This is a genomic window from Archangium violaceum, from assembly GCF_016887565.1.
Taxonomy (GTDB): domain Bacteria; phylum Myxococcota; class Myxococcia; order Myxococcales; family Myxococcaceae; genus Archangium; species Archangium violaceum_B.
This window is the reverse complement of sequence record NZ_CP069396.1, coordinates 8,298,952-8,323,186: the sequence shown is the minus strand read 5'-3', so window position 1 is coordinate 8,323,186 and position 24,235 is coordinate 8,298,952. Positions and strand designations below refer to the sequence as shown.

7 protein-coding genes are annotated in these 24,235 nt (G+C 71.9%); 3 read left to right on the top strand and 4 right to left on the bottom strand.

From position 1 onward, the window contains the following. Nucleotides 1-63: 63 nt before the first annotated feature. The 3 genes from JRI60_RS33005 to JRI60_RS32995 are packed head-to-tail and all read left to right on the top strand — an operon-like array spanning nucleotide 64 to nucleotide 19,852. Nucleotides 64-7,806 carry a type I polyketide synthase gene (locus JRI60_RS33005; protein ID WP_204219905.1) on the top strand — a complete coding sequence of 2,581 codons (7,743 nt, stop codon included), beginning with the start codon at nucleotides 64-66 and terminating at the stop codon, nucleotides 7,804-7,806. Next, nucleotides 7,803-17,489, top strand: coding sequence for a type I polyketide synthase (locus JRI60_RS54685; protein ID WP_204219904.1), 9,687 nt, complete (start codon nucleotides 7,803-7,805; stop codon nucleotides 17,487-17,489). Before JRI60_RS33005 ends, JRI60_RS54685 begins: the two co-directional genes overlap by 4 nt. 8 nt (nucleotides 17,490-17,497) lie before the next feature. Continuing rightward, nucleotides 17,498-19,852, top strand: a complete 2,355-nt coding sequence (locus JRI60_RS32995; protein ID WP_204219903.1) for a type I polyketide synthase — start codon at nucleotides 17,498-17,500, stop codon at nucleotides 19,850-19,852. Here the strand turns inward: JRI60_RS32995 and JRI60_RS32990 are convergent. The 4 genes from JRI60_RS32990 to JRI60_RS32975 form a co-directional block, all read right to left on the bottom strand. Further along, nucleotides 19,836-20,330 (bottom strand): response regulator, encoded by a 495-nt coding sequence (locus JRI60_RS32990; RefSeq protein ID WP_204219902.1) that lies wholly within the window; start codon nucleotides 20,328-20,330, stop codon nucleotides 19,836-19,838. The two genes, JRI60_RS32995 and JRI60_RS32990, sit on opposite strands and share 17 nt — an antisense overlap. After that, nucleotides 20,327-22,519, bottom strand: coding sequence for an ATP-binding protein (locus JRI60_RS32985; protein WP_239469846.1), 2,193 nt, complete (start codon nucleotides 22,517-22,519; stop codon nucleotides 20,327-20,329). Before JRI60_RS32985 ends, JRI60_RS32990 begins: the two co-directional genes overlap by 4 nt. A gap of 188 nt (nucleotides 22,520-22,707) precedes the next feature. After that, the gene (locus tag JRI60_RS32980) at nucleotides 22,708-23,214 is read right to left on the bottom strand and encodes a response regulator (RefSeq protein ID WP_204219901.1); all 507 of its coding nucleotides are present in this window, start codon (nucleotides 23,212-23,214) and stop codon (nucleotides 22,708-22,710) included. A gap of 187 nt (nucleotides 23,215-23,401) precedes the next feature. Further along, nucleotides 23,402-24,232 carry a hypothetical protein gene (locus JRI60_RS32975; RefSeq protein WP_204219900.1) on the bottom strand — a complete coding sequence of 277 codons (831 nt, stop codon included), beginning with the start codon at nucleotides 24,230-24,232 and terminating at the stop codon, nucleotides 23,402-23,404. Nucleotides 24,233-24,235 lie beyond the last annotated feature (3 nt).

Genomic DNA, 24,235 nt, shown 5'->3' with positions numbered 1-24,235 from the left:
AGTCTGGCGGTTGACACTCACCAAGCTCGCAGTGGACCGTTGACGGTCACAGGAAGGCACCACATGACGGAAAGCGAGATCCAGCCGGGGCTCGGCGCCGGCTCCGCGAAAACGGAGCAGGAGCTGGGGGGCGCCGAAGCCGGGACCACTCATGCGAAGGGAGCGGAACCCATCGCGGTGGTCGGACTGGCGTGTCGCTTTCCAGGCGCGCCGGACGCGGAAGCGTTCTGGCGGCTGCTATGCGACAGGAGGGATCTGCTCCGGGAGGTGCCGCCAGATCGCTGGGACAGCGGGGTCTGGTACGACGCGGACCCGCAGGCGCCGGGGAAGATGGTGACGCGCCATGGCTACTTCCTGGACGGGGTGAGCCAGTTCGATCCGCTCTTCTTCGGCATCTCGCCGCGCGAGGCGGCGGAGATGGATCCTCAGCAGCGGTTGATGCTGGAGGTGTGCTGGGAGGCGCTGGAGGACGCGGGCGTGCCGTCCTCGAGCCTGAAGGGCTCGCGCACCGGCGTGTTCATGGGGGCCATCTGGCACGAGTACGCGGACAGGCACCTGACGGATCGCGCGTCGGTGACGCTGCACAGCTCGACGGGCCAGTCGCTCAACATCGTGGCCAACCGCCTGTCCTACGTGCTGGGGCTGCGCGGGCCGAGCCTCTCGGTGGACACGGCGTGCTCCTCGTCGCTGGTGGCGGTGCACCTGGCCTGTCAGAGCCTGCGCTCGGGGGAGTGCCGGATGGCGCTGGTGGGCGGCGCCAACCTGATGTTCTCGCCCGAGGCCAACGTGCTGCTGTCCAAGTTCGGTGGACTGTCGCCGGACGGCCGCAGCAAGGCGTTCGCGGTGGGCGCGGACGGCTTCGGACGGGGCGAGGGCGCGGGGCTGGTGGTGCTCCAGCCGCTGTCGGCCGCGCTGGCGTCGGGCGCGCGCATCTACTGCATCATCCGCGGCAGCGCGGTGAACAACAACGGCACGGGCAACGGGCTCACCGCGCCGAGCGTGCCCGGGCAGGCGGCGCTGCTGCACGAGGCGTACGAGCGCGCCGGAGTGCCCCCCAGCCGCGTGCACTACGTGGAGACGCACGGCACGGGCACGGCGCTGGGAGACCCGACCGAGGCCAGCGCGCTCGGGTCCGCGCTGGGCGAGGGGAGGGCCATCGACCGGCCGCTGCTGATCGGCTCGGTGAAGGCCAACATCGGGCACCTGGAGGGCGCGGCGGGCATCGCGGGCCTCATCAAGGTGGCGCTCTCCCTGTCGCGCCGGCTGGTGCCGCCGCACATGATGCATGGCGAGCCCAACCCGCGCATTCCCTTCGGCGAGCTGCGGCTGAGCCTGCCGCAGCGGCTGATGCCGTGGCCCGGAGAGGACGAGCCGGCGACGGCGGGGGTGAGCGCGTTCGGCTGGGGCGGCACCAACGCCCACGTGGTGCTGGAGGAGTCGCCGGTGGGGCGGGAGGAGCTGCTGCCCCTGGCGGCGGACAGCGCGGAGGCGCTGCTGGCCCAGGCGGCGAAGGCGGAGGCGCTGGTGCTGCACGAGCAGGAGCCGGTGTGCCTGCGCGACCTGTGCCGCACCTGGGCCCTGCGCGCGGGACGAGGGCCCCACCGCGCGGCCCTCACCTTCCGCACGCGCGCGGAGCTGACCGCTCAGCTGAAGTCCCTCCGGCAGGGCAAGCGCCGGGCCGGTCTCTTCACCAGCGAGGCGGAAGCACCGCCGCGTCTGGCCTTCCTGTGCGCGCCCCAGGGCTCGCAGTGGCCGTCCATGGGGCGGGAACTGCTGGCCACGGAGCCGGTGTTCCGCGCCTGCGTGGAGACGCTGGACAAGACCTTCATGCCACTGGCGGGCTGGTCGCTGGTGGAGGCACTGCGGGAGCCGAGCGCGCGGATTCTGTCGGACGAGGACGCGGCCGAGCCGCTGACGCTCGCGATGCAACTGGGGCTCGCGGCCCTGTGGCGCTCCTGGGGCGTGGAGCCCGAGGTGGTGGTGGGCCACGGCGTGGGCGAGGTGGCCGCCGCGTGCATCGCCGGCGGACTGGAGGCCGCGGACGCGGTGTGGATGGTGTACCGCGCCAGCCGCCTGCGGCAGTGGGACTCGCTGCGCGACGAGCTGGAGAAGGCCCAGGAGCGTCTGCGGGCCCGGGGACTCGAGGGTCGCTGGGTCTCGTGCCTGTCGGGCGATGCGCGCATCCGCACCCTGCGCCAGCCGGTGCGCTTCACCCAGGCCATGGAGCGGCTGGTGGGCGAGGGCCTCGACACCTTCGTGGAGCTCAGCCCCCACCCGTCGCTGTGCCGGCCGGTGGAGCAGCTGCTGCGCAAGGCCGGACGGACGGGCCTGGTGGTGGGCTCGCTGCGGCGGGACGAGCCGCGCGCGGCGCTGCTAGAGGCGCTCGGGGCCCTGCACGCGCGGGGTGTCCAGGTGCGCTGGACGGCGCTCCCTCCCCCCGAGGTACCGGTGGCGGAGCTGCCCTCCGGGGAGTGGCTGGCCGAGCCGCCGGGTCGCACGGAGCTGCTGCCCCTGTCCGCGCAGACGCCCGAGGCGCTCGTGGAGAGCGCCAACCTGCTGCTCAAGCGTCTGGAGGATCGCCCGCTGTCGGTGCACGACGTCTGCTACTCGGCCTCCGTGCACCGCGCCCATCTGCACTACCGCCTGGCGCTGATGGTCCGCACCACCGCCGACGTGCGTGACGGCCTGTCCGCCTTCATCCGCGGGGAGATGCGCCCGGGTGTCGCCATGACGCGCCGCGCCGATGGCCGGCACCAGCCCGTGGTGTTCGTCTTCCCGGGCCAGGGCTCCCAGTGGCTCGGCATGGGACGCCGGCTCCTGAACGAGGAGCCCGTGTTCCGCTCGGCGATCGAACAGTGCGATGGGGCCCTGCGCCGCTTCGTGGACTGGTCGCTGCTGGAGCTCCTGTCCTCGGAAGACGGGGCGTGGATGGAGCGCATCGACCAGGTGCAGCCCGCGCTCTTCTCCGTGCAGGTGGCGCTGGCCCGGCTGTGGCGCGCGTGGGGCGTGGTGCCCGACGTGGTGGTGGGCCACAGCATGGGCGAGGTGGCCGCCGCGCACGTGGCCGGGGCGCTGGACCTGGTGGACGCGGCCCGCATCATCTGCCGCCGCAGTCTGTTGCTGCGCCGGCTGAGCGGCCAGGGCGGCATGGCCGTGACGGAGCTGACGCTGGACGAGGCGCGCGCGGCCATCATCGGCCTGGAGGATCGGCTCTCCGTGGCGGCCAGCAACAGCCCCCGCTCCACGGTGCTCTCCGGTGAGCTCCAGGCGCTCACCCATGTGCTGGAGACGCTGGAGGCCAGCCACGTCTTCTGCCGCCGGGTGAAGGTGGACGTGGCCTCGCACAGCCCGCAGATGGAGCCGCTGCGCGAGGAGCTGCTGCACGCGCTGGAGGGCCTGGCGCCCCGGCGCGGGGATGTGCCGCTGTTCTCCACGGTGACGGGCGAGATGATGGACGGCTCGGGGTTGGATCCGTCCTACTGGGTGCGCAACCTGCGCGATCCGGTGCTGCTGTCGCCCGTGGTGGAGCGGCTGGTGACGTCCGGGCACTCGCTCTTCGTGGAGGTGAGCCCGCACCCGGTGCTGCTGCCCTCCATCGAGCAGACGCTCTCCCACCTGAGCATGGAGGGCTCGGTGCTGCCGTCCGTGCGGCGCGAGCAACCCGAGCGCGAGGTGATGCTGGAGACGCTCGGCATCCTCTACGCGGCGGGCCGGGAGGTGGAGTGGACGGCGCTGCATCGCGAGGGGGGCCGCTTCGTGCGGCTGCCGGACTACCCCTGGCAGCGTCAGCACTGCTGGTTCCAGGCGGGCACGTTGAAGCGCTCCAACGCGGAGTCCTCGACGAGCCGCGGCCAGTCGCTGCCGGGCCTTCCCCGCCGCTCCTCCCTGCGGCCCGGAGCCATCTTCTGGGACGTGGAATTGGGCCTGGAGCACCTGCCCTACTTGAAGGACCACCGGGTGCAGGGCTCCGCCATCCTCCCGGCCGCGGCCTACCTGGACTGGGCCGTGTCGGCGGCCCACGAGTCGATCGGCCCCGGCCCCTGGGTCGTCGAGGGCATGCAGCTCGACGAGGCGCTCGTGCTGCCCGACGAGCAGTCGCGGATGGCAGAGCTGCTGCTGGAGCCCGGCGAGGAGGGCAAGAGCGCTTCCTTCAAGGTCTCCAGCTTCGTTCCCACGCCGGGCGTGAACGGGCCGGAGGCCTGGACGACCCACGTCACGGGAACCGTGCGGGCGTTGGATGCGTCCGAGGCGGCCGTGCCGCCGGCCTCCGTGTCGCTGGAGGAGGTGCAGGGGCGGTGCCGCGAGATGCTCCTCGGCGACGTGTTCTACTTCGAGATGGACAAGCGGGGCCTGCAGTACGGGCCCGCGTTCCGGGGGCTCCAGGAGGTGTGGCGCCGCGACGGCGAGGCACTGGGGCGGATCGACTCCCCCCCATCGCTCGGCAAGGTGACCGGCCTGCACACGGCGCTGCTGGACGCGGCCCTGCAGGTGATGCTGGCGGCGGTGCCGATGGCCGAGTCCACCATCGTCCCCGTCTGGGTGCGGCGCTTCGTCGTCTCGCGGCGCGGGGTGTTGCCCCGGTGGGCGCATGCGCGCCTGGAATCCAGGGCACCCGAGCGTCAGGGGACGACCCTGGAGGGAGACATCCTCCTGCTGGATGAGCAGGGGGCGCCCATCGCGCGGGTGGAGGGGCTGTCGCTGATGGTGCTGCCGGCGCGCACCGACAAGGCCCGGGGTGAGCAGGACCGCTCGCTCTTCGAGCTGACGTGGCGCAAGGTGGCGCTGTCCCCGAGGCCCAGGAATGGCGAGGAGGGAGCGCCCTGGCTCGTTTTCATGGACCGGGGAGGGCGGGGCCGCGAGCTCGTGGCCCTGCTGGAGGCACGGGGCGAGTCCTGCGTGCGCGTGGAGCCCGGGGTGGGGGCACGCAAGCTGGGTCCGGGCCACTACACGGTGGCGCCGGGCTCGCGCGCGGACCTGGACACGGTGCTCGCGGAGAGCTTCCCCGAGGCCCGCGACTGCGCGGGCGTGGTGTACCTGTGGGGGTTGGATCTGCCCGCGACGGAGGTGTCGGGCGAGCGGGCCCTCGAGGAGACGGTGCGGGCCTGCGGCGGCGCGCTGCGGGTGGTGCAGGCGTTGCTGCGGTTCGGTTGGCGCGAGCCTCCGCACCTGTGGCTGGTGACGAGTGGTGCCTGGTCCGTGGCGGGCTCTCCGGTGAGTGGAGCGCTCCAGGCGGCGCTCTGGGGGTTGGGCCGCTCCATCGGCCATGAGCACCCGGAGCTGCGCTGCACGTGCGTGGACCTGGAGCCGTCCTCGGGCTCGGGGGGCGTGGAGTCCCTGGAGCGCGAACTGGCCGCGGAGCCGGGCGACGAGCAGGTGGCCCTGCGCGCGGACGGGCGCTACGCGGCGCGGCTCATCCGGCGTCCGCCCCACGTGGAGGGGCTGGTGCCGGAAATGGCGACGTTGCCCGCCACGGGCCGCCACTTCCGGGTGGAGATTCCCCCGTCGGGCATCATCGGCGGACTGGTGGTGCGTGCCGCGGAGCGGCGCCCGCCCGGTCCGGGAGAGGTGGAGCTCCAGGTCGACGCGGCGGGCCTCAGCTTCGCCGACGTGATGAGGACCATGGGCTTCACGCCCCAGGAGCGGCCTGACCCGGCGATGCTGGGCCTCGACTGCGCCGGCCGCGTGGTGGCCCTGGGCGAGGGCGTGACGGGACTGTCCGTGGGGCAGGCCGTGATGACCTTCGCGCCGGGGAGCCTCGCCTCGCATGTCGTCACGGACGCGCGCCTCGTCGTGCCCCTGCCGCGAGGGTTGGGGCCGGTGGAGTCGAGCACGCTGCCCGGTGTCTTCCTGATGGCGTGGTACGCGCTGCACTACCTCGGCCGGCTGCGGCGGGGCGAGCGCGTCCTCATCCACTCGGCCGCGGGGGGACTGGGGCTCGCGGCGGTGCAGGTGGCCCAGGCCCTGGGGGCGGAGATCCTCGCCACTGCGGGCACGCCGGAGAAGCGGGAGCTGCTGCGCTCCATGGGCATCACGCACGTCATGGACTCGCGCTCGCTGGCCTTCGTCCACCAGGTGCGGGCGATCACCGGAGGCGAGGGCGTGGACGTGGTGCTCAACTCGCTCTCCGGGGAGGCCGTCTCGCGCGGCCTGGAGGTGCTGGCGCCCGATGGCCGTTTCCTGGACGTGAGCCGGCACGACGCCCCCGAGGGCCATTCGCTGGAGCTGCAGGCCATCCGCCAGCCTCGCCATCCCTTCTCGTACATGTCCGTCGACCTGGTGGGGCTGCGGATGCGGCGGCCGGCGCTGTGCGGACAGCTGCTGCGCGAGGTGGTGGAGCAGGTGGAGGCCGGCGTGTTGAAGCCCCTGCCTCACCAGAGCTTCCCCGTCTCGCGCGTCACCGACGCCTTCCGCACCATGGCGCAGGGCGTGCACATGGGCCGGTTGATCGTCACCATGGAGGACCCGGAGCTGCGCCTCGTTCCGCCCCGGCACCACTTCCAGGTGCTGCCGGACGCGACGTACCTCATCACCGGTGGCCTCGGGGGACTGGGGCTGTCGGCGGCCCGGTGGCTGGTGGAGCACGGCGCGCGCAACCTGCTGCTGGTGGGACGCGGCGGCGCGTCCGGCTTCGCCCGGGAGGTCATCCAGTCCATGGAGGCCCAGGGCGTCCGGGTGGAGATCGCCCGGGCGGACGTGGCGGACATGGTGCGGATGTCCGATGTCCTGGCGCGCACGCGCGCGGAGCTGCCGCCGCTGCGCGGGGTGCTGCACTGCGCGGGCGTACTCGACGACGGTATCGTGGAGCACCAGGACCCGGAGCGGTTCCGCTCGGTGATGACCCCGAAGATCCAGGGCGCGTGGAACCTGCATGCCCTCACCCGCGAGGAGCCGCTGGACTTCTTCGTCCTCTACTCCTCGGTGGCCTCGCTGCTGGGGACGCCGGGCCAGAGCAACTACGCCGCGGCGAACGCGGCCATGGATGCCCTGGCGCACCACCGGCGCCAGCAGGGCCTGCCGGCGCTGAGCATCAACTGGGGTCCCTTCTCCGAGGTGGGCCTGGCCGTGGCGCAGTCCAACCGCGGCGAGCGCCTGGCGTACCGGGGCATGGCGAGCTTCTCCCCGAAGCAGGGCGAGGCGCTGCTGGAGCGGCTGCTGAAGGAGGGCGCGGTGCAGCCGGCCGCGGTGGCGCTCGACGTGCGCCAGTGGCTGGAGTTCTTCCCCAGCGCGGCCTCGCTGCGCGTCTGGGAAGAGCTGGCCGCCCAGGCGGAGGGGGCCTCGTCCCGGGGCCGCTCCGAGCTGCTGCTGCAACTGCGCCGCTCCGAGCCGGGCGCGCGCACGGGCCTGTTGGAGAACTACCTGCGGGAGCGGCTCGCCCAGGTGCTGCGGATCGATCCGGCGCGCGTGGGACGGCATGACCCGTTCCGCAGCCTGGGGCTCGACTCGCTGATGAGCCTGGAGCTGCGCAACCGCATCGAGTCCGTGCTGGAGCTGAAGCTGTCGGCGACGCTGCTGTGGGCGCACTCCACCCTCGCCGCGCTGGCCACGTTCCTCCTGGGCCAGCTGGGGCTCACCGTGCCCTCGCGCGAGGTGACTCCCTCGAAGCCCCGCCCCGCGGTGGAGCCTCGGGCCGCGGGGGTGGAGCCCAAGGCCGCCGCGCCCGTGAACGGGAAGCACGAGGTCGAGAAACCCAGGAGCCCGGAGCCCAAGGGCACGGAGCCGGGCATGGATCAGATCGCCGCGCTGTCGGAAGAGGCCTTGATGGGGTTGATGGATGACGTGCTGTCGTCCTGGGAGGACGCGAAGTGAGTGAGGACGTCAAGGACGAGCTCAAGCAGCGCCTGGCGCGCGCGGTGCTGGCCATGCAGAAGATGCAGGCCCGCATCGACGCGCTGGAGCTGACCCGCACCGAGCCCATCGCCATCGTGGGAATGGGCTGCCGCTTCCCGGGAGGCGCGGACACGCCCGAGGCCTACTGGAAGCTGCTGGCGGAGGGGCGCGAGGCCATCCGCCGCGAGCCGGCCTCACGCCGCGAGGGAGCGGACGGCTCGGGGGCGCGCTGGGGTGGCTACCTGGACGACGTGAGCGGCTTCGACGCGGGCTTCTTCGGCATCTCCCCGCGCGAGGCCGCCAGCATGGATCCGCAACAGCGGCTGCTGCTGGAGGTGGTCTGGGAGGCCCTGGAGCACGCGGGGGTGGATCCGGAGCGGCTGGCGGGCTCGCCCACGGGCGTCTTCGTGGGCCTCACCGGCAATGACTACGAGCGGCTGCTGCCCTCGGGGCCGGGACAGGTGGACGCCTACTTCGTCACGGGCAACGGCCACTGCTTCCCGCCCGGGCGCCTCTCCTACCTGCTCGGGTTGCAGGGGCCGAGCCTCGCCGTGGACACGGCATGTTCCTCGTCGCTCGTCGCGGTGCACCTGGCGTGTCAGAGCCTTCGGAGTGGCGAGTGCAACCTGGCGCTCGCCGGCGGGGTGAACCTCATCCTGGACTCGTTCATCACGGAGGGGCTCGTGCGCATGCAGGCGCTCTCTCCGAACGGGCGGTGCAGCGCCTTCGACGCGCGGGCCAATGGCTTCGTGCGGGGCGAGGGCTGCGGCGTCGTGGTGCTCAAGCGCCTGTCGGACGCGAAGGCGCAGGGGGATGACATCCTCGCCATCATCCGGGGCACCGCCATCAACCAGGATGGCCGCTCCACGGGCTTCACCGCGCCCAACGTGCTCGCGCAGCAGGCCCTGCTGCGGCAGGCGCTGGCCAGCGCGCGGGTGGAGCCGTCCTCCATCGGGTACGTGGAGGCGCATGGCACCGGCACCCCGCTGGGAGATCCGATCGAGGTCGAGGCGCTGATCGACGTGCTGGGCAAGCCGAGGGAGGATGGCTCCCGGTGCGCGCTCGCGTCGGTGAAGACGAACCTGGGGCACCTGGAGGCGGCGGCGGGCGTCGCGGGGCTCATCAAGGCCGTGCTGGCGCTCCAGCACGAGGCCATCCCCCGGCACCTGAACTTCAGCCGGCTCAACCCGCGCATCCAGTTGGAGGGCACGCCGTTCTTCGTCCCCACCGAGCAGCAGCCGTGGACGCGGGGCGAGGCGCCCCGGCGGGCGGGGGTGAGCTCGTTCGGCATGAGCGGGACGAACGCCCACGTCATCCTGGAGGAGGCGCCGTCGAAGGCGGCTGCCGAGCGGACTCCGGCCGCGCGTTCCGCGCACATGCTGACGCTCTCGGCCCGGAGCGAGGAGGCGCTGGTGGAGCTGGCACGCCGCCAGGCCGAGCACCTCGGGGCCCACCCGGAGCTGGACGCGGCGGACGTGTGCTTCACCGCCAACACCACCCGCGCCCGGCTCCCGTTCCGGCTGGCGGTGGCGGGCGGCTCGACGGAGGCGCTGACCACGGGCCTGAAGGCCTTCGCCTCGGGCTCGAAGCCGGAGCAGGTGGCCCAGGGCAAGGCGGGGAACACCGCTCCGAAGGTGGCCTTCCTCTTCACCGGGCAGGGCTCGCAGTTCACCGGCATGGGGCGGCGGCTCTACGAGACGTCCGAGGTCTACCGTGAGGCGCTCAACCGCTGCGCCGCGAAGCTGAAGCCGAGGATGGATCTGCTGTCGGTGCTCTTCCCGAAGGAAGGAGCGCCGTCTCCCATCGACCAGACCCTCTACAGCCAGCCGGCCCTGTTCGCGCTGGAGTACGCGCTGGCGGAGGTGTGGCGCTCGTGGGGCGTGGTGCCGGATGCCGTCATGGGACACAGCGTGGGCGAGTTCGCCGCCGCGTGCGTGGCGGGCATCCTCTCCATGGAGGACGCGCTGGAGCTCATCGCCGAGCGCGGGCGTCTCATGCAGGCGCTGCCCGCCGGAGGCGTCATGGCCACGGTGTTCGCCACCGAGGAGCAGGTGGCGCCGCTGCTCGCGCCCTATAAGGACCGGGTGTCCATCGCCGCGTACAACGCGCCGGGCCAGCTGTCCCTCTCGGGCCAGGGCGAGGCGCTGGCGCACGTCACCTCGGCGCTGGAGGCACAGGGCATCGCCGTGCGGCGGCTCAACGTCTCGCATGCCTTCCACTCGCCGCTGCTGGAGCCGATGCTCGGCGCGCTGGAGATGAAGGCGGCGGGGATGACGCTGTCGCCCGCGAAGCTGCCGCTCATCTCCAACGTGACCGGCCGGCCGGTGGGCCCGGGCGAGCTGGGTGCTCCGGGTTACTGGCGTCGCCACGCGCGCGAGGCCGTGCGCTTCCAGCAGGGCCTGGAGTCCCTGCGCGGCCTGGGCATCGACACCTTCGTGGAGGTGGGCCCGCACACCACGCTGCTGGGGCTCGGACGGGCCTGCCTGGGTGAGGGGCCGGCGTTCCTTCCCTCGCTGCGCAAGGGCAAGGATGACCTGGAGCAGATGCTGGGGGCCCTGGGTCACCTGTTCGTGCGGGGCTACCCGCTGGACTGGCGCAAGGTGGACCCGGAGCCGGCGCGTCGCAAGGTGGAGCTGCCGCACTACCCCTGGCAGCGCCAGCGGTACTGGGTGCCCGCCGTGGCGTCCGAGCCCGCGCGTCCCGCGCCGGTGGTGGAGGCCCCCGCCAGCAAGCCCGAGCAGGGCGTGCGGGGCGAGCTGTACGGGGTGGAGTGGGCTGCCTCCGAGCGCAAGGGGTCCGCCGCCGGGCCCTCGGGCGGCACGTGGCTGCTGCTGTGCGATCAGGGCGGAGTGGGCGAGCGCCTCGCCGAGGCCCTGGGGCCCGGCTGCGTGAAGGTGTACGCGGGCTCGGCGCCGGGGCCGGAGTCCCTGGCGGTGTCTCCGCTGGACGCCGTGGCCCTGGAGGGACTGTGGCGCCAGCGCTTCTCCGCGACGTTCCCCTGCGCGGGCGTGGTGTACCTGTGGGGCCTGGACGTGGCGGGCGTGGAGGGCGTGGGGCTGCGCGAGGCGTGTGCCGGAGTGGCCTCGGTGCTGCGGGTGCTGGAGTCCGCGCCGGAGCCGGGCGGCAGGCTGTGGATCGTCACGCGTGGCGCGCAGCCGGTGGGGAAGGGCTCCGAGAAGGTGGAGCCCGCCCAGGCGCCGTTGTGGGGCCTGGGGAGGGTGGCGGCGCTGGAGCACCCGGAGCGGTGGGGCGGGTTGATCGACCTGGGCCTCGAGCACGACGCGGAGCGGCTCTGGGAAGAGCTGAGCGCGGTGAAGGGGGAGGATCAGGTCGCGCTGCGAGGCATGGAGCGGTACGTGGCGCGCCTGGTGAGACGGGAGGCCCAGGAGTCGAGGCCCATGCGGGTGGAGCCCGCGGGCACGTACCTCGTCACGGGCGGCCAGGGGGCGTTGGGCCTCCAGGTGGCGCGCTGGCTGGTGGGCCGGGGCGCCCGGCATCTCGTGCTCACCGCGCGGAGCGCCTTCCCGGAGCGGGCGCGTTGGGACGAGCTGGTGTCGCAGGGCGGAGAGCTGGCGGCGCGGATCGCCTCGGTGCGCGAGCTGGAGTCCGCGGGGGCCACGGTGCTGCTGGCCCAGGCGGACGTGGCCCGGCGTGACGAGATGGTGGCGTTGCTCGAGCGCATGAGGAGCTCGATGCCCGCGCTGCGCGGAGTCATCCACGCGGCGGGGGTCTCCACGAACGCGCGGCTGCAGGAGCTGGACGTCGAGAAGCTCGACCGGGTGCTGGCCCCGAAGGTGGAGGGGGCCTGGAACCTCCACGAGCTGACGCGCGGGGACGCGCTGGACTTCTTCGTCCTCTTCTCGTCCATCTCGTCGGTGTGGGGCTCGACGGGCTCGGGACACTACGCCGCGGGCAATGCCTTCCTGGACGCGCTCGTGGCGCACCGGCGCGAGCAGGGGCTGGTGGCGTCGGTCATCAACTGGGGACCGTGGAGCGGCGCGGGGATGGCCTCGCCCGAGACGCGGCGCTGGCTGGAGGACGTGGGCGTGGACGCGCTCGCTCCGGAGGCCGGAGTGGAGTGGATGGAGCGCCTGCTCGCGGCGGGCGTGCCACAGGGGGTGGTGGCGGCGGTCCGGTGGGAGCGCTTCAAGCCCGTGTTCGAGGCCCGGAGTGGCCGGCGCTTCCTGGAGCGCATCTCGGACGAGGCGCCGAAGCCGAAGGCGGAGGCCGGGACGGAGGCGCCCGCCTCGGCACCGTGGCGCGAGGCCGCCACGCCCGCCGCCCGGCGTGAGGCACTGCAAGCCATGGTGCGGGAGCGGGTGGCCCGGGTGCTTGGTCTGGATGCCGAGCAGCCCCTGCCGCCGGAGCGAGGCTTCGCCGAGCTGGGGATGGACTCCATCATGGCGGTGGAGCTGAAGGGGCGGTTGCAGGACACCCTGGGACTGAAGCTGCCGGCGACGCTGGCCTTCAACTTCCCGAACCTTCAGTCGCTCACGGAGCACCTCTCGTCGCTGGTCGAAGCGGGGCTGCCTCGGACCCCCACGGCCGAGCCCCGGAGGCGGAGGCAGTCGGACGAGCCGATCGCCATCGTGGGACTGGCCTGCCGGTTCCCCGGTGGCGCGGACACGCCGGAGGCCTTCTGGGAGCTGCTGCGCGAGGGGACGGACGCCACCGTGGAGGTTCCCGGAGACCGGTGGGACGCGGACGCCTGGTACGACGCGGACCCCGAGGTGCCCGGGAAGATGTACGTGCGCCGCGGAGGCTTCCTGCGGGACGTGGCCAGCTTCGAGCCACGGTTCTTCGGCATCTCCCCGCGCGAGGCGGAGAGCATGGATCCGCAGCAGCGGCTGCTGCTGGAGGTGGCCTGGGAGGCGCTGGAGAACGCCGGGCAGGATCCGCACGCGCTGCGCAACTCGCGCACGGGCGTCTTCGTGGGCATCTCCGCGTCCGAGTACTCGCGGCTGATGCTCGGGGGAGACCCGACGGAGCTGGATGCGTACCTGTCCTCGGGCACGGCGCTGAACGTGGCGGCCGGACGGCTGTCCTACACGCTGGGCCTGCAGGGGCCGAGCATGGCGGTGGACACGGCGTGCTCGTCGGCGCTGGTGTCGGTGCACCTGGCCTGCCAGAGCCTGCGCAGTGGCGAGTCCAGCATGGCGCTGGCGGCGGGAGTGAACCTGGTCTTCTCGCCCGAGGTGACGCTGTCGGCCTGCAAGGCGCGGATGCTGGCGACGGATGGCCGGTGCAAGACGTTCGACGCCTCGGCCAACGGCTTCGCGCGCGGCGAGGGCTGTGGCGTGCTGGTGCTCGAGCGGCTGTCGGAGGCGAGGGCGAAGGGGCACACGGTGCTGGCGCTGATCCGGGGCTCGGCGGTGAACCAGGACGGGCCGAGCAGCGGGCTCACCGTGCCGAACGGACTGGCGCAGCAGGCCGTCATCCAGCAGGCGCTGCGGGCGGCGGGAGTGTCACCGCCGGAGGTGAGCTACCTGGAGGCGCACGGGACGGGCACGTCGCTGGGAGACCCCATCGAGGCGGAGGCGATGTGGTCCGTGTTCAAGCAGGGGCGCAAGGGCGGCGAGTCGCTGTGGATGGGCTCGGTGAAGACGAACATCGGCCACCTGGAGTCCGCGGCGGGAATCGCCGGGGTGGCGAAGGTGGTGCTGGCGATGAGGAACCGGCAGCTGCCGGCGCACCTGCACTTGAAGGAGCCCAACCCGCACATCGACTGGAAGGGGATGGGTGTGGCGGTGCCGGTGGAGCTGACGGCCTGGGAGCCGACGCAGGGGCGGCGCATCGCGGGCGTGAGCTCGTTTGGCTTCAGCGGGACGAACGCGCACGTGGTGCTGGAGGAGGCACCGCCAATGCCGGAGCAGAAGCAGGAGGTGGAGCGGCCGGAGCACGTGCTGGTGCTGTCGGCCCGGAGCGCGGAGGCGCTGCGAGCGCTGTCGGGCAACTACGCGCGGGTCCTGGAGGGCGGCGAGTCCCTGGGAGACGTGTGCTTCACGGCGGCGGTGGGGCGGGCGGCCCTGGAGCACCGGCTGGCGGTGGTGGGAGGGAGCGGGGCGCTGCTGCGCGAGCGGCTGGAGGCGGTGGCGGCGGGGCGTGAGGTGGCGGGGGTCATCCGGGGGAGCCCGGTGGGCGCGGCGCCGAAGGTGGCGTTCGTGTTCGGCGGGGAGCTCTGGACGGGACTGGGGCGGGAGCTGGACGAGACGCAGCCCGTCTTCCGCGAGGCGCTGGGCAAATGCGAGGAGGCGCTGAAGGAGGTGCTGGAGAAGCCGCTGCGGCAGGTGCTGTACGGGCCCGGGCTCGCGCTGTTGAAGGAGCGGGCGTACGCGAGGGCGGCGGTCTTCGCGTTGGAGTGGTCGCTGGCCCAGCTGTGGAGGGCGTGGGGCGTGAAGCCGGAGGAGGTGGTGGGGCTGGGGGTGGGCGAGCACGTGGCGGCGGTGGAGCGGGGTGCCGTCAGCCTGGAGGAGGGACTGAGGCTGGCGGTGGGCGGCCGGGGCGCGGTGGGCGGGCAATGGGACGTGCTGGCGAAGGAGCTGAGGTCGCGCGGGATGGAGGTGGCCCTGGTGGTGGGCTCCCATCCGGAGGGGCGGGGCATGGCGGGCGGACTGGCCTCGCTGCGTCCTGGCCGGGGTGAGTGGTCGCAGCTGCTGGAGACCCTGAGCACGCTGTACGTGCGGGGCGTGGAGGTGGACTGGGCGGCCTACGACGCACCGTATGCGCGCCGCCGGGTGCGGTTGCCCACCTATCCCTTCCAGCGCCAGCGCTACTGGTGGAGGGGAGCGGCTTCGCGCACGGAGGCGTCCGCGCCCCGGAGCGAGGAGAACGTCAGGCCGCACCTTGGCCGCCGCCTGCGCTCGCCGGCGCTCGACTCGCTCGTCTACGAGGCCACGTATTCGGCCTCCCGGCCGGCGCACCTCGAGGATCATCGCCTCTTCGGTACCGTCGTCGTGGCGGGGTCCTCGCACGTGTCGCTGGCGCTCTCCGCGGTGGAGGACGCCCACGGCTCACCGGCGTGCACGCTGGAGAACCTGACCTTCTCCCAGGCGCTGGTGCTCGCGGACGACGAGGAGCGCACGCTTCAGGTCATCCTCGCGCCTCGTGAGAAGGGGAGCGCGTTCGAGGTGAGGTCGCTGGGCCAGAGCGAAGGCTCCGCGTCCTGGCTCCTGCACGCCACGGGGGAGCTGCGCCTGGGGCAGGGGGCGGAGCCCGCGCCCTGGGCCTCGCGAGCGGAGCTCCATGCCCGTTGCCAGGAGCGGCGCTCGGGAGCGGACTTCTACCGGGTCATGCTCGAGCGGGGCTACACGCTGGGGCCGGGCTACCAGTGGATCCACCTGCTGGGACGCCAGGGCAACGAGATCCTCGGGGAGATGAAGCTGCCTCCGCTGAAGGACAGGCTGGAGGACTACCCGCTCCATCCGGGCCTCATCGACTCGTGCATCCAGGTGCTCGCGGGTTGGGCCCTGGATCGCTCGCGTGGTGCCAACACGCTGTTCATCCCCTTCAGCATCTCGCGGTTCAGCATGTACCGGCGTCCGAGGGGAACGGTGTGGGTCCACGCCCGGGTGGAAGAGGGCGCGCGGGCCTCGTCGGATGAGTTCCTCGGGGGCGATCTGCGCATCCTCGACGAGCAGGGTGTGGTGGCGGAGATCTCCGGCTTCCGGGGGCGGCTGACGAGCCAGGAGAACCTGCGCACCGCCATGGCGCCGAAGCAGGAGGCGGCGCGCTACGAAATCACCTGGCGGCCCGAGCCCACGCCCCGGCCCGCCCCGGCACCGCGGTGGGACGGTGGGCCGTGGGTACTGCTGACGGATGGGCAGGGAGTGGGCGAGCGGCTCGGACGCATGCTCGAGGAGCGGGGGGCACCGGTGATCCGCGTCCGTCCGGGAGCCGCGTTCCGAGCGCTGGGGCCCGGGATGTTCGAGCTGGATGCGCGTCGGCCCCAGGACTTCTCGCGCCTGTTGAACGATGCCCTCGGGCAGGACGGCTGCGCGGGAGTGGTGTACCTGTGGGGCCTGGATCAGCCGGCCCTGGAGGACGCCTCCGCCGAGGCGATGCAGCGTGCCGCGCTGGCGGCGAGCGGTGGCGCGCTGCACCTCGTACAGGCACTGGCGGGCCGCAGTGGAGTGCCGGCACCGCTGTGGCTCGTCACCCGAGGCGCGCAGGCGGTGAACGAGACGCGCCCGGCGCTCGCGCTCGCCCAGGCCTCGCTGTGGGGACTCGGCCGGGTGCTGGACGTGGAGCGCACGGAGCTGCGCTGCACCCGCGTGGACCTGGATCCAGAGGACCTCGAGGGCGGGCTCCGGCTCCTCCTCGCCGAGCTGGGACGCGGAGGAGACGCTCCCGAGCGGGAGGTGGCCTTCCGTGGAGGCGCGCGCCTGCACCCGGTGCTGCGGCGGGACGCGAGCGCTCGCACCCAGGCCCTCACGCTCCGGCCGGATGCCACGTACCTCCTCACGGGAGGACTGGGAGGGCTGGGCCTGGAGGTGGCGAAGTGGATGGTGGAACAGGGCGCGCGTCACCTGGTGCTGGTGGGACGCCGCGCGCCCTCGGCCCAGGCCTCCGAGGCGGTGCGCGGGCTCGAGCGGGCGGGAGCCCACGTCACCGTCGCCTCCGTGGATGTCTCGCGCGAGGCGGAGGTGGCGCGGCTCCTCCAGCGGCTCGACGCGGAGTCGCCGCCGCTGCGAGGCATCCTCCACGCGGCGGGGGTGCTCGATGACGGGGCGCTCGCGCAGCTGGACCTGGAGCGCTTCGAGCGGGTGATGTCTCCGAAGGTGGCGGGGGCGTGGAACCTGCACCGGCTCACCGAGGGCCGGCCGCTGGACTTCTTCGTCCTCTTCTCCTCGGCGTCCGCGACGCTCGGCTCGGCGGGCCAGGGCAACTACGCGGCGGCGAACGCCTTCCTGGACGCGCTCGCGCACGAGCGGCGGGCACGCGGACGGGTGTGCCAGTCGCTCGACTGGGGACCGTGGGCGGAGGTGGGCATGGTGGGCGCGGCGGACGGGCACGTGGCGCGAGTGCTCGAACACCGGGGCATCCGGCCCCTGTCGACGCAACGGGCGCTCGAGCTGTTCTCCGAGGCGCTCGCGAGTGGCGGGCCCCAGGTGGCGCTGCTGTCCATCCAGTGGCCGGTGTACCTGGAGGGACTCGGGGCCGTGGGGCGCTCGTCCTTCTACGAAACGCTGGCACCACCGGCCCGGAGCGCTGCGCCGCGGACGAGCGCGGAGCCGGCCTCCTCCCGCTACCCCCTCATGGAGCGGCTCCGGGCGGCACCGCCCCATGAGCGGGAGCGCTTGCTGGCACGAAGCCTCCAGGAGGACGTGGCGCGCATCCTCCATCTCTCCACCCAGGAGGTGGATTGGCGGCAGGGGTTCGCGGAGCTCGGCATGGACTCGCTGATGGCCATCGAGTTGCGCAATGTGTTGCAGAAGGGGCTCGGCGCGTCGATCCCCGCGACGGTGGCGTTGGATCACCCGACCATCGACTTCCTGGTGAAACACCTGCTGGGAGAGGTGCTGAAGCTCGACATGGGAGAGGCTCCGAAGCCGATACCCGTTCCCGTACGCGAGCCCGAGGACGCGCTCGTGAAGGATCTCGACGCACTGTCCGACGCCGATCTGGCGCGGCTGGTGGCCGAGGATCTCGCCAAGGATTCGTGAGGCCAGAGATGTCCGAGGAGCCCAATTACCGCCAGCTCTTGCAGCAGCAGTTGGTGAAGATTCGCAAGCTGGAGGCTCGGCTGGAGCAGGCCGAGGCCGCCCGTCGGGAGCCGATCGCGATCATCGGCATGGGGTGCCGGCTGCCGGGTGGAGTGGAGAGTCCGGAGGCCTTCTGGGAGCTGTTGTCGAAGGGAATCGATGCCACCAGCGAGCTCCCACCGGACCGGTGGGACGCCCAGGCCCTGTACGATCCGGATCCCCGCGCGAAGGGGAAGATCCGCACGACACGGGGCGGCTTCCTGAAGAACGTGGACCGGTTCGACGCGCGTTTCTTCGGCATTCCGCCGCGCGAGGCGGAGAGCATGGATCCGCAGCAGCGGCTGGTGCTGGAGGTGGCCTGGGAGGCATTGGAGCGGGCCGGGCACGCGGTGGAGCGTGGCGGGCGCGAGCGGGTGGGTGTCTTCATCGGGGTGATGAACAACGACTACGGGCAGCGCGTGCTGGACACGGGAGGCCTGGAGGGCATCGACGCTGGCTTCCTCGGGGCACGAGCCAACTGCGCCATCTCCGGACGTCTGTCCTATGTGTTTGGCTTCCAGGGACCGAGCCTGGTGGTGGACACGGCGTGCTCGTCCTCGCTGGTGGCGGTGCACCTGGCCTGCCAGAGCCTGAGGAACGGGGAGTGCGCGATGGCCCTGGCGGGAGGCGTGAACCTCGTCCTCTCGCCGGAGGTGAGTGTCTATCTTTCCCAGAGCGGGGTGCTCTCGCCGGACGGGAGATGCAAGGCTTTCGATGCCTCGGCGGATGGGTATGGCCGAGCCGAGGCCTGTGGCGTGCTGGTGCTCAAACGCTTGTCGGAGGCCCAGGCCCAGGGAGACACCATCCTGGCGGTCATCCGGGGCTCGGCGGTGGGGCACGATGGCCCGAGCAGCGCGTTCACGGTGCCCAATGGCGTGGCGCAGCAGGAGGTCATCCGTCAGGCATTGCGCGGCGCGGGAGTGCCGCCAGCGGAGGTGAGCTACCTGGAGGCGCACGGCACGGGGACGGCGATGGGAGATCCCATCGAGGCGGAGGCGATGTGGGCGGTGCTGAGGGAGGGGCGCAAGGGTGGGGAGTCGCTGTGGATGGGCTCGGTGAAGACGAACATCGGCTACCCGGAGGCGGCCTCGGGCGTGGTGGGGATGATGAAGGTGGTGCTGGCGATGCAGCACCGGGAGCTGCCGCCACACCTGCACCTGAAGAATCCCAATCCCTATATCGACTGGGCGGAGATGGGGGTGAAGGTGCCGGTGGAGCTGACGCCGTGGGAGCCGACGCAGGACCGGCGCATCGCGGGGGTGACCTCGTACGGGCGGACGGGCACCCTGGCGCACGTGGTGTTGGGGGAGGCGCCGGCGCGGGTGGAGGTGAAGCGGGAGGTGGATCGGCCGGAGCACCTCCTGGTGCTGTCGGCGCGCGGCGAGGAGGCGCTGCGTGCGCAGGCGGGCCGTTACGCGCGCTTCCTGGAGGCGGGCGGGGTGGAGCTGGGAGACGTGTGCTTCACGGCCGCGGCGGGGCGGGCGCACTTCGAGCACCGGCTGGCGGTGGTGGGAAGTGACGCGCGAGAGATGCGCGAGCGGCTCCTCGCGGTGGAGGCGGGGCGCGACGTGGAAGGTCCGCGGCCGGGCCGGGCGGGAAGCCTCGCGCCGAGCGTGGCCTTCATCTTCGGTGGGGAAGGCGGGCGGTACGCGGACATGGGCCGGGTGCTGTACGAGACGCAGCCCGTCTTCCGTGACGCGCTGGAGGAGTGCGGGGCGGCCCTGAAGGGCGTGCTGGAGAAGCCCCTGCTGTGGGTGCTGTGTGGCCCCGAGTCCGAGCGGGTGAAGGAGGAGGCGTACGGGAGGGCGGCGGTCTTCGCGCTGGAGTGGGGCCTGTCGCGGATGTGGCGGGCGTGGGGCGTGGTGCCGCGGGCGGTGGTGGGGCGGGGGGTAGGGCAGCTGGTCGCCGCGGTGGATGGGGGCGTCTTCGGCCTGGAGGAGGGGCTGAGACTGGCGGCCGGTGGGCCGTCCCAGGCGGAGGCCTACACGGCGCCCCAACTGCTCTCGTTGAACGAGGAGACGGAGCAGGCGCTCCGCGAGCACGGCGTGGACGTGTGTCTGGAATTGGGCCCGAGACCGGAGGGAAGGCCCGAGGCCGGTTGGCTGACTTCACTCCGGCGGGGCCGCTCGGAGTGGGCGCAGATCCTCGAGACGCTGGGGATGCTGTATGTGAAGGGGGTGAAGGTGGACTGGGAGGCCTACGACGCGCCCTACCACCGGCGCCGGGTTCCGCTGCCCACCTATCCCTTCGAACGCCAGCGCCATTGGCTCACGTCGGCCCGATGAGGGAGATCGCGAGCTGGCGGACCTGTGGGCCATTGAAAGGCTTTCGCAACTCCGTCAGCAATTGGGACCTGCCGAACTCCTGGACGAGCTCTCCCCAGGAGTAGTCGGAGTAGGCCGAGCAGAGCACCACGCGCAGCGAGGGAGACACCAGGCGCAGCCGTCTGAGTGTCTCGGCGCCATTCCAGCCGGGCGGCATCCGGTAGTCGAGGAAGATGAGTGAATAGGGGTGGCCCCTGGTCAGCGACTCGTTGACCTTGGCGACCCCCTCCTGACCCTGGAAGGCCGAGTCCACCTCGAACTCCGACTCGCTGGAGGGATGGTCCTGCGCGGGATTCGAGCCGAAGAGCGCCTCTTCCAACTCGTCCAGATCATCCCGGCTCTTGCGCGGCTCCGGGCAGAGGATCCGGCGGAAGTCGGTGTGGATGGCCTCGGAGTCATCGATGACGAGGATTCGCTTCTTGCTGACGCAGTTGCTCATGGGGTCTCCGGGGCGGGAACGAAGGGGATGTCCAGGGTGAAGGTGGCGCCACGTCCCGGCCCTTCGCTGTGGACGTCCAGTGAGCCGCCCAGCTCCTGGGCGGCGAGGGCGCTGGAGTGCAGGCCGAAGCCATGTCCATCCGGGCGGGTGGTGAAGCCATATTGGAAGATGCGCGTGAGCATCTCCGGAGCGATACCCATTCCGTTGTCACGGATCTCGATGCGGACGTGCTCGTCCCGGGTATTCTCCATCCTCACGCTCAGGAGCCGCTCGTCCCGTGGTACGCCATCCATGGCGTATTTGGCATTGCTGACCAGGTTGACGAGGATCATCAAGATCTTGTGTTTGTCGGCCAGCATGGGAGGCAGGGGGACGATGTGACGCTGCACCTTGACCTGGTGGCGGGTGAGCCCGGCCGAGTTGATGCGAAGGGAGTCTTCCAGCAGGTCGGCGAGGACGACGGGCTCGTGGACCCGGGGAATCCTGGCGTAGTTCTGTTGAACCTTGACGATGTCGCCGATGTGCTCGGTGTAGCGGCCCACGTCGTCGAGCAGGGTGATGACCTCATTGCGCTCGTCCTGGAGATTCTGGCTCAACCGGGACAGGAAGGGCATGACGTGCCGGCCGCGCTCGTCCTGGGCGAGGTAGGTGGCGATGCTGGCCTGGTTCTGCTCGAGCATGTTGGCGACCCGGCCCACGTGCTCCAGCCGCATCTCGCTCACCCGCTCCTTGGCGACCTGGGCCGAGGTGTAGACGCTGTTGAGCACGTTGCCCACGTTGTGCAGCACGTTGGTGGCGATCTCCGCCATGCCGGCGCGGCGGGCCGTCTGCACCAGCTGCTGGTGGATGTTCTTGAGCTCCCGGGTGCGCTCCTCGACGCGCTGTTCCAGGCCCTCGTTGGCCTGACGCAGGGCCTCCTCGCGGCGTTGGATCTCGTCGGCCATGAGGCGGAAGGAGCGGGCCAGCTGTCCCAGCTCGTCACCGCGGGATGTGTCGAGCTCGACGTGGAAGTCGCCAGCGGCGACACGGCCGGTGGCCTGGGTGAAGGTGAGCAGGGGTCGGGTGACCTGTTGCTTCAGCACCCAGTACATGATGGCCAGCTCCACGACGAGGGCCACCAGGCCGAGCAGCAGCACCTGGCGCGCCGCTTGGAATGCGGGCCGGGACACCACGCTCTCGGGGAGCACCGTGGTGAAGTACCAGCCGGTCCCCTGCAACCGGGCCGTGGCGATGTACTCGCCGGACTCCGGCAGCTCCAGCGGTGTCGGGTCGTCCGGACGTTCCTTCATCCGCTCGAAGATGCGGTGCAGGTGCTCCCGTGGCGCCGTGGACTCGGACGATGTGGACATCCCCTCCTTCTGTCCGGGGTAGGCGATGAGCTGCCCGTTCCCGCGGAAGATGACGTTGTAGGCGCCGGGGAGGTGGTCCGCGATGGTACGGCCCAGCAGGTCCGAGAGGGGAACGTCGTGACTGACCGAGGCGACATGCCGGCCGTCCATGTCCAACGGCGTGGTGACCGAGGTCAGCGACTGGCCGCTCACCGTGTCCACGTAGACGCCGGACCAGGCCGTCATTCTCCGCGGATTGTTCTTCGGCAGGCTGATGGGGAAGTAGTCCTGGTCGATGACGGAGTCGGTGGGCGCGGCGTCCCTGCACCAGGTGGAGCGCTCCGGCCAGTAGAGCGCGATCGGCCCCTCGGGCAGGGTGATGTAGCTGTCCGTGAAGCGCGTGTGGAAGGCGGGTCCGTACTGGGCGAGCACGTCATGGGAGGCGACGAGCCGGCGGCGCAGATCCGCGTCGACGGTCACTCCCCTGGGGACGAAGACGCACACCATCTTCGTGCCGTCGAAGCTCTCGGGGCGGCTGCGCACGGTGCCATCGGGCAGGTGCGCGAACAGGAGCTCGAAGCGGGTGCTCACTTCCTCGGGGGAGAGGGCGCGGATCCTCTCCTCGAGGGCCTGCTTGAGGACGACGTGATTGTCCTGCGCCAGCACGAAGATGCTCTGCTCGCGCTGCGCACGCTCCGAGACATGCTGCTCCAACTGCGCGAGGGCCTCGGTGCGCAGGGTGCTGAACATGTGGAAGTAGCTGAACAGGGTGCTCAGCGCGATGACGACGGCGATGCGTACGCCCATGTGGATGAGCGTGGAGCGGGCCAGGGGTGCGCGTGGACTGGGGGATGGCTGCATGGCGACCTGTCAGCCTGGCTCCACGGGTAGCGAGCGCACGGCTCAGGCGCTGTCTGCATGTGCCACGGTGTACGTCCATCGGGAGTTCGGCTGTGGCAGTTCGACAGCAGACCGCCCGCCGGAATTCCGCCCCGGGGCGGGCGGGGACCTGCCTGCCCCCCATCTTTTCTGGGCCGCGTCCGGGGGGGCTACCCCGGGCTTCGAGGCTCGGTGAGGGCGAGCGCCATCTGCCGCACCTCCTGGCCGTTGAAGGGCTTGCGCAGCTCCCTCAAGACCTGGGATTTGCCGAACTCCCGCATGAGCTCCGTCCAGGAGTAGTCGGAGTAGGCCGAGCAGAGCACCACGGGGAGCGAGGGAGCCACCACCCGGAGGCGCTTGAGCGTCTCGGCCCCGTTCCAGCCCGGCGGCATGCGGTAGTCGAGGAAGATGAGCGAATAGGGGCGGCCGGCGGTCAGGGACTCGGTGACCTTGGCCACCCCCTCCTGGCCCTGGAAGGCCGAGTCCAGCTCGAACTCCGGCTCGTTGGGGCCCTCGCCGCGAGTGGGAGCCGCCGGGCCGAAGAGGGCCTCCTCCAGCAGGTCCAGGTCGTTCTTTCCCTTGCGCGGCTCCGGGCAGAGGATCCGGCGGAAGTCGGTGTGGATGGCCTCGGAGTCATCGATGACGAGGACTCGTCTCTTGCTGGCGGACTGGCTCATGTCATCTCCTGGGCAGGACGGAAGGACCTCTCCCGGGTAGAGGTGACGCCCCCCCCTCCTGGCTCGTCATGGACTTCGCGAAGGCGTGCGAGAAGCGGAGCGCCAGGACGGCTGCTGGCGCTTGTCGCATGCTGGCGGATGCTCCCTCTTCCGTAAAGGGAGCGGTCCATTTTGGGGAGAGCCGGCGTTACATCCGGTACGTGAGCTTCAGCCCGCCAATGGCCAGGGCCCGCTCGGCGCCGAGGACGGGCATGCTCGCGCCGAGCTCCGCGCCGAAGTGCTCGCCCGCGCGGAAGCGCAGCCCGAGGGCCGGCGCCACGTAGTCGAGCGCGGCCCGGTGGCCGAAGTGCACGTTGGCGTCCAGCACGGCGGCGAAGCCGCTGCAGAGCGCGTACTCGGTGCCGACGTTCACCAGGAAGCCGACCCGGGGCAGCGCGGCCGCGGCGCCCAGGCTCATGGCGGTGTCCACGCCCGCGTACCCGTGCACCTCGAAGCGGTTGACGGGCCGGTACAGCACGGCGGCGCCCACCTCTCCGCCTACGGTGCGCATGCGCGGGCTGGCGAAGGACGTGGGCAGCTGGAGCCGCACGCTCGGGGACACCACGAGCGGCCCACGCGTCAGCGCCATCCAGGTGCCGCCCACGGTGAGCTGCCCGAGCGAGATGACCGTGCCGGTGAGGGTGGCGTTCTGCACGTACTGGACGCGCAGGGCCTCCAGGGTGGCGAAGACCTCCAGGTCCGGACGCACGGCGAGGCTGCCGGAGAGGAGGCCGGCCCCGGTGACGGCGCCATAGAGGTTGGCGGTCTCGATGATGGCGCCGCCCTGGACGCCGAAGCCCGCCTCGGTGCGGGGACAGGCGCGGCGGCCGGTGGCGACATCGGCGGACAGGAAGCCGAAGGTGACGGGGCCCTCGGCGAGCGCGGGGGAGATCCACTCCTCACACCCGCCCTCCGCGCGGGCGGCGGCGGGCAGGAGCAGCAGGGCGACGAGGGAGACGAGCAGTCGGGACATGTTCACGAT

Bases quoted from the DNA above. Each gene is read 5' to 3' on its own strand.
- JRI60_RS33005 (WP_204219905.1), top strand. From the start codon at position 64: ATGACGGAAAGCGAGATCCAGCCGGGGCTCGGCGCCGGCTCCGCGAAA.
- JRI60_RS32995 (WP_204219903.1), top strand. From the start codon at position 17,498: ATGTCCGAGGAGCCCAATTACCGCCAGCTCTTGCAGCAGCAGTTGGTG.
- JRI60_RS32990 (WP_204219902.1), bottom strand. From the start codon at position 20,330: ATGAGCAACTGCGTCAGCAAGAAGCGAATCCTCGTCATCGATGACTCC.
- JRI60_RS32985 (WP_239469846.1), bottom strand. From the start codon at position 22,519: ATGCAGCCATCCCCCAGTCCACGCGCACCCCTGGCCCGCTCCACGCTC.
- JRI60_RS32980 (WP_204219901.1), bottom strand. From the start codon at position 23,214: ATGAGCCAGTCCGCCAGCAAGAGACGAGTCCTCGTCATCGATGACTCC.